Annotated in this window: 2 protein-coding genes; both read right to left on the bottom strand. The window is 63.7% G+C overall.

Going from position 1 to position 11,536, the window contains the following annotated elements; genetic code table 11:
* Nucleotides 1-4: 4 nt before the first annotated feature.
* Nucleotides 5-964: an alpha/beta hydrolase gene (locus tag ACUN0G_RS23445; protein ID WP_445574392.1), complete on the bottom strand. Its 960-nt coding sequence runs from the start codon at nt 962-964 to the stop codon at nt 5-7.
* 60 nt (nt 965-1,024) lie between these two features.
* A complete protein-coding gene (locus ACUN0G_RS23440; protein WP_445575586.1) occupies nt 1,025-11,407 on the bottom strand; it encodes an amino acid adenylation domain-containing protein in 10,383 nt (3,460 codons plus the stop codon).
* Nucleotides 11,408-11,536 lie beyond the last annotated feature (129 nt).

The following is an 11,536-nucleotide window of genomic DNA, read 5'->3' as shown; positions in this document are numbered from 1 at the left end:
TGTGTCAGCCCAGGCGCTCGGCCAACGCCAGGACAATACGCTCCCGCGCTACATCGGCCTCATCAACGATAGAGCCCATGCGCAAGAAATCATGGGACATGCCCTCGAACACCTCCAGTTGCACCTGCACGCCCCCAGCCTCGAGGTGCCGGGCGTAGGCCACCGCTTCATCATGCAGCGGGTCGCACTCGGCCACGATCAGCAAGGCCGGCGCCACGTGAGCATTCACCTCGCCGAGCAGCGGCGAGAAACGCGGGTCCAGGCGGTCGGCCGGATCGTTCTGATACTGCTGGTAGAACCACTCCAGGGTGTCTTTTTCCAACAAGTGCCCAACCCCGTAGCGCTCCACCGAAGCACTGATGCGGCTGGCATCGGTCACCGGGTAAATCAGCACCTGCAGACACGGGCGCGGCAGCGCCTCCTGGCCAGCGAGGCTGCTGGCAAGCACCGTCGCCAGGCTACCGCCCACGCTGTCGCCAACGACCGCCATGCGCTCAGCATCGATACCCAATTCCCGCGCATTGAGCGCCAGCCATTGCCACGCGTCCTGGGCATCATTGAATGCCGTCGGAAACCGCCACTGCGGGGCCAGCCGGTAACCCACCGACAACACCGGCAACCCGCAGTCCTGAGCCAGGTTCCAACACAGGGCGTCGTGGGAGTCGAGACTGCCCACCACATAACCCCCGCCATGCAGGTAAAGCACGGCGCCACTCAGTTGGCTAGCGTCCAGTTCGGGCGGCCGGTACAACCGGGCCTCTACACGGTGACCATCGCGGGCCGTGAAGGTACGCGACTCGATAAAGGCCGGTTCATCGGCACCCGGGTCCATCAGTGCCGAGGATTGATCGAACTGGCGACGGGCTTCTTCCGGTTGCAGCTGGTGCATCGGCAGCGCTTTTCCGCTGCGACGGCCGCTTTCCACCAACTGGAGGTAAGCGGCGAGATCAGGATTAAGGGGCATGGGCAAGGTTTCTCCAGACAGACGCCGCCGGTGGCGGCGCCTGTCGACACAGGTCAAGGTTCAGGAAGGCTCGGCGACGATGGTCAAACCATCCAGGGCGTCTTCCAGTTCAAGCAACACCGACAGCTCCCTGGGCACCTGAAAGTGCCCGCAGGTCAGCGGGAGGCCAGACAGGTCGGGGCAACCGATCTGCCGGGCCAGCTCACGTTGTTCATCTTCACGCCCCGCCACCCACCAGCTCAGGGGGCGCGCCATGACTTTCGGGCAGTAATCCAGCTCGCGGGACAGCCGCTTGAGGGTACGGGCGCAGGCAAATACCTGCGCCAGCTCATCCACCCCCAGGCCTTGCGTGGCCGGCCGTTGGCTGAGGGCCTCACTGATCAGGGCACGCGCCAGCTGCGGGCTTTCCTGGCGGGTATCGCTGACATCCACGGCCCCCGCATCGGGAACCGTCGCCCGCAACAGCTCGCTCAAATCATCCAGCCAGTGGTCCTGCTGTTCGGCGTTGGCGGGTGACGGCACGAAGCTGTCGAGCAACGCGACAAACTCGACCGTCTGCCCCTGCTGCTCCAGCTCAGCGGCCATCAGCAGACTCAAGGTGCCGCCCAGCGACCAGCCCAACAAGCGATAAGGGCCTTGGGGCTGTTTGTCCCGCATGTAACCGACATAGTCCCGGGCCATGGCCACCAGCGATTGATCCTGCCAGCTCGGGTCCAGCAGTTGCCGGGCCTGGATACCGATCACCGAGCACTTGCCGTTCAGACGGCGTGCGAGCGGTTCATAGTCGAATACCGTGCCGAAACCGGCATGTACACAGAACAACGCAGGCGTGGCACCGAGCTCGGCATTGAGGGCCAGCAGCGGCACGTTCTTGCCAGGCACGGCGGTGAGCTGCGCAATGCTCGGCTTCTGGATCAGGTCCCGCAGGCGCAGGGTGAAACCGAACTTCTTCAGGCTGCGGGACTTGGCCACCACTTGCATGCTGAGGATCGAATCACCCCCCAGCTCAAAGAAGTTATCCGTTACCCCGACCCGCTCCACTTTGAGAATGGTTTGCCAGATATCCGCCATGGCCTGTTCCAACTCGTTGCGCGGTGCCACATATTCACTGCGTGCATCCGGCATCGGCAGGGCGTTGCGGTCCAGCTTGCCGTTGGGGTTGAGCGGCAGCCGGTCGAGCACGATCAATTGCGCCGGAACCATGTACTCCGGCAGCGCCTGCTTCAAGCGCTCGCGCAGTTGCTCAACGATTCCTCCGTCCTCATCGCCGTTAAGCGTGACGTACCCAAACAGTTGATTGCCGCCAGGCCCCTCACGCACCACGACGGCGGCATGCCCGACCTCTTGCATCTCATTGAGGCGAGCCTCGATCTCTCCAAGCTCGATACGGAACCCGCGAATTTTCACCTGATTATCCAGGCGACCGAGGTAGTCGAACGTACCGCTCTCGCGCTGGCGCACCAGGTCGCCGGTGCGGTACAGGCGGCCGCCCGGGGTAAACGGATCGGCCACGAAGCGCTCGGCCGTGAGCGCGGCACGGTTCAGATAGCCCCGTGCAACACCCTCCCCGCCCAGGTACAACTCGCCCGCGATACCCGCCGGCAGCGGGTTGAGGTCGATGTCGAGGACGTAGGCACTGCGTTGGCCCACACATTCGCCGATCGGCGCATAGATCGCCCCGCACGCCTGTCCTTCGGCAGCCTTCCAGATCAGTGGCGTGACCACGGTTTCGGTCGGCCCGTAGCCATTGATGATGTACTGCGGCTTCAGCGCCTCACGGGCCAGGGCATAACTGGCCTCTGGCACTGCGTCACCGCCAAAGCAGTAGATCCGCACCGGCGGCGGGTTGCCATCGAGCCGTGCGTGTTCGGCCAACTGCAACAGGTACACCGGCGGGAACGCTGCCACAGTGACGCCGTGTTGGTGCATGGCCTCGTAGGTCTGCTCGGGGGTCCAGAGCTCGTCGTCACGCAGCAACAGGCAACCGCCGTGCGTGAGCGTCGTGAGCCAGCGCTCGTGGGCACCGTCGAAGGCGAATGACATAAACAGCAACTCGCAGTCGGCGGGACTCATTTCGTAGCGCTCGCCCACCGCACGGCAATGCATCGCCAACGGTCCATGACTGACCACCACGCCTTTGGGCTGCCCGGTAGAACCGGAGGTGTAGATCACGTAGGCGAGGTTTTCCTCGTGCACCCGATGGGCTGGCGCGGTAACAGGCCACTGGCTGCCGTCCAGGCGGTCAAGCTCCAGCACATGCAACGCCGGGCTGATCGGCAGGCTGGCGGCGAGCCGCGAGTCGGTCAACAGTAACGCGATGCCGGAGTCCTGGATCAAATAGCTCAGGCGCTCACGCGGGTAAGCGGCGTCGATAGGCACATAGGCGGCACCCGCCTTGAGCACCGCGAGCAAGGCCACGATCATGGTTTCGCTACGAGGCAACGCCACGCCGACCCGTACTTCCGGCCCCACGCCTTCGGCGATCAGTCGATGGGCCAGTTGGTTAGCGCGGGATTCCAGCTCGGCGAACGACAGGCTTCGGTTACCGACCTTGACCGCCGTTGCGCTGCCCTGGTGCTCGGCCCAGTACTGGATGCGTTGGTGGACCAAAGGCTGCGGCAGGTGTTGGACTGGGGTCGGGGCGTACACGGCCGGGGTGTGCAGCAGGCCGAGATTGCCGACACGCTGGTCGGCGTTCGCGGACAGTGCCAGCAGCAACGTTTCCATGTTGGCCCGGATCCCTTCCACCGCCACGTCGCTGAAGCATTGGCGCAGGTACATGTACTCAATGGCCAGGTAGTCTTCCAGGGTCACCATCAGGTCCATCGGGAAGTCTGTCAGGCCGGCCCCGCCGACATCGCCAAAGCGCAGCGAATCATCCTTCCACTCCCGCAAAGTGCGATCCAGCGGTTGGTTTTCAAAGACGATGATGCTGTCGAACAAAGCCTGCCCGGAACGCCCGGCCCAACGCTGGATATCCCCCAGCGGCGTGTATTCATGGTCGCGCAGCTCCAGATTGACCCGCTGCACAGCCTGCAGCCACTGGCCCACACGGGCTTGCGGATCGACGTCGTGGATCACCGGTAACGTGTTGATGAACAGCCCCAACATGCTCTGCGCGCCCGGCAAGGCACTCGGACGCCCGGCCACGGTAGCCCCGAAGCACACACTGCGCTGGCCACTGTAACGGCTGAGCAACAACAGCCATGCGCCCTGTACCAATGTGTTCAGGGTGATGCGCTGCGCGGCGGCAAACGCCTTCAAACCCTGGGTCACCTGGGGTGTAAAGCGGCTGTACAGCGCTTTGTGCCCATGCTCGCGCTCGCCGCTGGCGAAGGCATCCGCCAGGTAAGTCGGTTCCTGGAACTCGGCCAACTGGCGACGCCAGAAGGTTTCGCTGATCACGCGGTCCTGCTGGCGCAACCAGCCAATGTAATTGCGATACGGCACCACAGGGTCCAGGGTTTGCCCGGAATATCGGGCCAACACTTCGCCCATCAACTGGGACGTGCTCCACCCGTCCAGCAGGATATGGTGGTAGGTCCAGATCAGTTGATAACGGTCATCCGCCAGGCGGATCAGCACCACACGCTGCAACGGCGCTTGGTCGAGGTTGAAGCCCCGCAGGCGCTCCTCCCGTGCCATGTCCTTGATCAACCCGTCCGTGGCCGCCTCATGGCGCCAGTCGAGTTCCGTCATCGGCAGGGCGACGTCGCGCAGGACGAATTGCAGCGGCTCGTCCAGGTCTTGCCAGAGGAACCCGGTGCGCAATACGTCATGCCGTTGCGCCACGTCGGCCCAGGCCTGGCGCAAGCGCTCCACGTGCAAGCCGTCGACCGACACGTTGAGCTGGTTGATGTACAGCTCGTCTTCAGGGTTGCTGTTCAGCCCCAGGAACAACATGCCCTGCTGCATCGGTGAAAGGCTGTACACGGCCTCGACCTGCCCATGAGGAAGGGGCAAGGCTTGCACCTGCTGCTCGCTCAACCCATGCAGGGTGACCGGCTGCGTATTGGCCTGGGCATGAACCGGGGTGACGTTGGCGGCCAGTTTCTCGATGGTCTGTTGCAGGAACAGATCCTTGGGCGCCATCTGCAAACCCGACTGCCGGGCCTGACTGACCACCTGGATGGAGATGATGGAATCCCCGCCCAAGGCGAAGAAGTTATCGGTGATCCCTACCCGGGGCAGGTTCAGCACGTCTTGCCAGATATCCGCCAACTGGCGCTCGATCGCCGAACGCGGGGCAACGTAGTCAACCAATGCCTGGCTGACATCCGGCGCCGGCAACAGGTTGCGGGCGAGCTTGCCGTTGGCCGTGACGGGCATGCCATCAAGGCTGATCAGGTGCGCAGGCACCATATAGTCCGGCAGCCCCTGGCCGAGGAAGCTTGCCAGCTCGCTGCGCAACGCATCGCCAGCCTGGCCCGGGGCACTGGTCACCGGTACAAAATAGCCAACCAGTTGCGTGCCCAATGGCCCGTCTACCGCCAGCACCACCGCTTCGCGAACCTGCGGATGCTCCATCAACCGCGCCTCGATCTCACCCAATTCAATGCGCAGGCCACGGATTTTCACCTGGTGGTCAATACGCCCGACGTAGTCAATGACGCCCTCCTCCCGGTAACGCGCCAGATCGCCGGTGCGGTACAGGCGGCCACCGCCCACCGGGTCGAAAGGGTCGGGTACAAAGCGCTCGGCGGTCAGGGCCGCACGTTGGTGATAGCCCCGGGCAAGGCCAATGCCCCCCAGGTACAGCTCACCGCTGACACCGCGTGCTGCGGGGTTCAGGCTCGACTCAAGAATATGGGTCTTGAGGTTATCGATCGGCCTGCCGATCGGCACGCTGACCCCATGCTCTTCGCCGCAGGTCCAGTGGGTGACGTCGATGGCTGCTTCGGTCGGACCATAGAGGTTGTACAAGGCTGCGCCAGGCAGACGGGCACGGGTCTGCTCCGACAGAGCCTTGGACAGCGCCTCGCCGCTGCAGATTACGCGGCGGATGCCACGACAGGCTTCCACCCCCTCACACGCCATGAAGGCCTGCAACATCGAAGGCACAAAATGCAGGGTGCTGACCTGGTAACGCACGATTGCATCGCGCAGGCGTTCCGGGTCGCGGTGTTCTCCTGGCTGGGCAACGGCCAGCCGCGCGCCGGCCATCAGCGGCCAGAAGAACTCCCAAACCGAGACGTCGAAACTGAAAGGGGTCTTTTGCAGCACCGTGTCATCGGCGCGCAAGGCGTAGGCCTTCTGCATCCAGTTGAGCCGATTCAGCAACGCCTCATGGGTATTGCCTGCTCCCTTTGGCCGGCCCGTGGAGCCCGAGGTGTAGATCACATAGGCCAGGTTGCCCGGTGCCAGCGACGGCTCGGGGTTACGGTCGCTGTAGCCCTCCAGCCAGTCTCCGTCCTGATCCAGGCAGACGGTTTGCACCGACTCGGGGACCGGTAATTGTTGCAGTAACGCGCTCTGGGTCAACAGCAAGCCCACCCCGCTGTCGGCCAACATATAGGCCAGGCGGTCCGACGGGTAATCCGGGTCGAGGGGCACGTAGGCGCCCCCCGCCTTGAGAACCGCCAGCAAGCCGATCACCATCTCCAGGCTACGCTCCAGGGCAACACCCACCAACACTTCCGGGCCGACGCCCAGCGCCTGCAGTTTGTGCGCCAGCCGGTTAGCCTTCTGGTTGAGTTGCGCGTAGCTCAGGGTCTGCTCGGCAAACAGCAATGCCGTGGCGTGAGGCTGCTGGCGTACCTGATGCTCAAACAGGCGATGGACATAGCGCTCACCGGGGTAGACGGCTTCGGTGCGGTTCCAGGTGCGAACGATTTTGCGGCGTTGTGCGTCGTCCAGCAGCGCGAGGTCTTCAACCCGTTGCGAGGGTTGCTCGATGACCGCCAGCAGCACGTTGCGCCAATGCTGCGCCAACTGCTCGATGGTGCCGGCGTCGAACAGTTCGCTGGCGTAGGTGAACGCTGCCGACAGGCCATCCTGATGCTCGACGGTGTCCAGCGTCAGGTCGAACTGCGTGCTGTGGGCTTGCCAGTCGAGGCCTTCGACGGTAAGCCCCGGCAATGGCTGACGGCTGCTTTTGGCATCGGTCAGGTGGTTGAACATCACTTGGAACAACGGGCTGTGGTTCAGGCTGCGCTCGGGCTGCAACACATCGACCAATTGCTCGAAGGGCAAGTCCTGATGGGCCTGGGCCTCCAGCGCTGTCTGTTTGACCTGTTGCAATACCTGGGCAAAGCTCACCAACGGTTCGAATTCGGCCTTGAGCACCTGGGTGTTGACGAAGAACCCGATCAATCGCTCGATATCACCCCGTGTACGGTTCGCCACCGGCACCCCGACACGCACCTCGGCCTGCCCCGAATAGCGGTGCAGCAAGGTCTGGAACGAGGCCAGCAACAGCATGAACAGCGTGACACCCTGGCGCTGGGCCAGGGCCTTCAGGTCATTGATCAACGCAGGTTCGAGGGTGACCGCCACTTGGGCGCCGGCACGACTGGGCGATGCCGGGCGCGCACGGTCGGTGGGCAACTCCAGCACCGGCTGCTCGCCGCCAAGTTTTTGCGTCCAGTACGCCAGCTGCCGGTCGCGTTCGCCGGCCTCCATCCATTGGCGCTGCCAGGCGGCGTAGTCGGCGTACTGGATCGGCAACGGGGCCAGGTCCACCGCCTGGCCCTGGCTGAAGCCGGCGTAGAGTTGCACCAGTTCGTCCACCAGGATCGGTGTCGACCAACCGTCAGTCACGATGTGGTGCAGGGTCAATACCAGCACCTGCTCCTCGTCGCTCAAGTGCAGCAAGCGTGCCCGCAGCAACGGCCCGTGCTCCAGGTCGAACGGCTGCTGCACCAGGGCCTGAACCCGCGCGGCCAACTGCGCCTGCCCGGCCAGGCTCTCCTTTTGCAGCACAAACTCGCCGGCCGGATGAATGACCTGCAACGGCGTATTGCCGTGCTGGGTAAACGTGGTACGCAGGGTTTCGTGGCGGCTGATCAATGCTTCGAATGCCCGACGCAGCGCTTCGCTGTCCAGAAGCCCGCTCAGGCGCAAGGCCGCGCTGATGTTGTAAGCGGCGCTGGTGGGTTCCAGTTGCCAAAGAACCCACTGCCGTTGCTGTGCGTAAGACACCGCAATGGGTTGGCTGCGGTCGACCGGGGTAATCGCCTGCACGCTGGCAGCGCTCGCTGCCCGCCCCGCCAGTTCGGCAAACCCGGCCAGGTCCTGGGCCTCGAACAGCCGGCGCAGCGGCACTTCCAGGCCCAGGCGCTGACGGATACGGCCGATCATCTGCGTTGCCAGAAGGGAATGGCCACCCCGCTCAAAAAAGTTATCACTCAGGCCAACTTGCTCGACCTTCAGCACCTGCGCCCAGATCTCAGCCAGCGCCAGTTGCAGCGGGGTGTGCGGCGCCACATAACTCGCTGGCGGGGCACTGCTGGCGTCCAGCCGCGGCAAGGCCTTGCGGTCCAGTTTGCCGTTGGGTGTCAGCGGCATTTTTTCTACAAAGGCCAGGTAGGTCGGCACCATGTAGTCCGGCAGCTGTTGTTTCAGGCAGATTTTCAGGGTTTGTCGCCAGGCATTCTGGGTCTCATCATCGGCCTGGTGGGCGCCAGGGTCGTGGCTGACCAGATAAGCCACCAACTGCTTGCCCAACGGCCCGTCGATGTCGATGACCACCGCTTCGCGCACGTATTCGTGAGCCTGCAGGCGCGCTTCGATTTCGCCGAGCTCGATACGGAACCCGCGAATCTTCAACTGGTGGTCGAGACGGCCGATGTACTCAAGCACGCCCTCCTGACGGTAGCGCACCAGGTCTCCCGTGCGATAAAGACGGCCGTTGCCGAACGGGTCCGGCACAAAGCGTTCGGCCGTCAGCCCGGGACGTTGCAGATACCCGCGGGCCAAGCCCTCGCCACCGATGTACAACTCACCACTGACGCCCACCGGGACAGCGTCGAAGTTGCCATCCAGCACATGGAACGTGGTGTTGCCGACAGGGCGTCCCAGCCAGACGTCGCTGCTGCGCTGCACATAGTGCACGCCCGACCAGATGGTGGTTTCCGTCGGGCCATACAGGTTCCACACATGGCCCGCCTGGGCGATCAGGCGTTCGGCCAACTCGGCAGTCAGGGCTTCGCCGCCGCTGAGGACTTTCTTGCCAGCCAGTGCCTGCGGGGGAGCGGCATCCAGCAGCATGCGCCAGGTGGAGGGGGTGGCCTGGATCACGCTGACGGCTTGCTCGTCGATCACCTTGAGCAGCGCGTGGGGGTCCTGGTTCTGCTGGTCTTGCAGCAGCACCACACAGGCACCCCGCAGCAGCGGCAGGTACAGCTCAAGGCCTGCGATGTCGAAGGATAACGAGGTCAGGGACAGCACACGGTCGCCGGCGTCGACGCCCGGACGTTCAGCCATGGTCCAGAGGAAATTCACCAGGGCGTCGTGGCGAATCGTCACGCCCTTGGGCAAACCCGTGGAGCCGGAGGTGTAGATCACATAGGCCAGGTTCGCCGGCAAAGCCAGCACCGGGAGGTTTTCTTCGCTGTAGTCACCCAACCAGCCGGGAGCCTGGTCCAGGCACAGACTGCTGACCGTGGCCGGCACCGCCAGTTGTTCCACCAGGCTGCCCTGGGTCAACAGCAGCTTCAGGCCGCTGTCGTTCATCATGTGCGCCAGGCGTTCACGAGGGTAGTTCGGGTCCAGGGGCACATAGGCACCGCCGGCCTTGAGGATCGCCAACAGGCCGACAATCATCTCCAGCCCGCGCTCCAGAGCCACGCCCACCAGCACCTCCGGGCCGACACCCAGGGCGCGCAGCTTGTGCGCCAGTTGGTTGGCCTGTCGATTGAGCTGTCGATAGGTCAGCGACTGCCCGGCAAAGGTGAGTGCACAGGCATCCGGAGTGGCTTGAACCTGTGCTTCAAACAGTTGCGGCACACAGTGTTCGCGGGGATAGGACGCCGCAGTGCGGTTCCAGCCCTCAACGATGCGCTGGCGCTCGTCGGCGGAAAGTAGCGGCAACTCGTTGATCCGCTGCGCAGGCTGTTGGCAAATGGCAGTCAGCAGGTTGTGCCAGTGCCGACCGAGCTGCTCGATGGTACGGGCATCGAACAGGTCGACGGCGTAGGTCAGGGAGGCCGACAGGCCGGCAGCGTGCTCGGTGGTGTCGAGGGTCAGGTCGAACTGGGTGGTATGACTTTGCCAGTCCAGCCCACTGACCGTCAGGCCCGGCAAGTTACGGCTGGTGTTGGCAACCTGGGTCTGGTGGTTGAACATCACCTGGAACAACGGGCTGTGGCTCATGCTGCGCTCGGGTTGCAGCGCCTCCACCAGTTGTTCGAAGGGCAGGTCCTGATGGGACTGGGCATCCAACGCGGTTTGCCGGACCTGTTGCAGCAAGTCACTGAATCGCAGCTGCGGATCGAATTCGGCCTTCAACACCTGGGTGTTGACGAAGAAGCCGATCAGGCCTTCGGTTTCACTGCGGGCACGGTTGGCAATGGGTACGCCGACCCTGATTTCGCGCTGCCCGGAATAGCGATGCAACAGCGCCTGGAAGGACGCCAGCAGCACCATGAACAAGGTCACGCCGTGTTGCTGCGCCAGGCCCTTGAGTGATGCAAGCAACGCCACGTCCAGATCCATCGCCACGCGCGCACCGGCGCCGCTGGGCACCGTCGGGCGCATGCGGTCGGCGGGCAGTTCCAGCACCGGCTGCTCGCCTCCCAGCTTCTCCAGCCAATACGCCAATTGACGCTCACGCTCGCCGGCTTCCATCCAGTTGCGCTGCCACAGGGCATAGTCGGCGTACTGGATCGGCAACTCAGGCAGCGTGACCGCCTGGCCTTGGCAGTGGCCGGCGTAAAACTGCACCAGGTCGTTGACCAGAATCGGCATCGACCAGCCGTCAGCAACAATGTGATGCACCGTCAATACCAGCACATGGTCCTGCTCACTCACCCGCAGCAAGTTCATGCGCAGCAGCGGGCCTTGCTCCAGGTCGAACGGCTGGGCGGTCTGTGCCTGCACGTACGTCTTGATCTGCCGGTCGAGGTCGGCGCCCGCCAACGGATCGACCTGCAAAGTGAAGCCCCCCGTCGGATGCACCACCTGCACGGTCTGGTCATCTTCCTGACGAAAGGTGGTGCGCAGCACTTCATGGCGCTCCACCAATGCCTGGCAACTGGCGCGCAGGGCATCCACATCCAGCACACCTTCAAGGCGCAGCGCGGCACAAATGTTGTAGGCGCTGCTGTCCGGTGCCAGTTGCCAGAGAAACCATTGGCGCTGCTGCGCGTAGGAAAGCAAAGGAAGCTCGGCACTGGCCCTTTTGAATATCGGGGTGAGCCCATAGAGGTTGACGCCCTGTCGCTTGAGCAAGGTGGCCAGCGCCTTGCGTTCCTTGGGTGACAGTGACTCTACGGAATCGAGCAATGCTTGCACTTGAACCTCTCCTACACCAATACCGGCTCAACGCCCGGGGGCACGCGGGGGTGTTGAACACATGAAAGAGCCGGACAATGTCCGGCTCCTTGAATGCTGCAATGTGGGAGTCAGGTGTCC

The organism is Pseudomonas sp. 32A (assembly GCF_052682255.1).
Note: the sequence above shows the minus strand (reverse complement) of the source record. Positions and strands in the feature narration are given on the sequence as shown.

Excerpts from the sequence above, each read along its gene's own strand:
- ACUN0G_RS23445 (WP_445574392.1), bottom strand. The coding sequence starts at position 964 with ATGCCCCTTAATCCTGATCTCGCCGCTTACCTCCAGTTGGTGGAAAGC.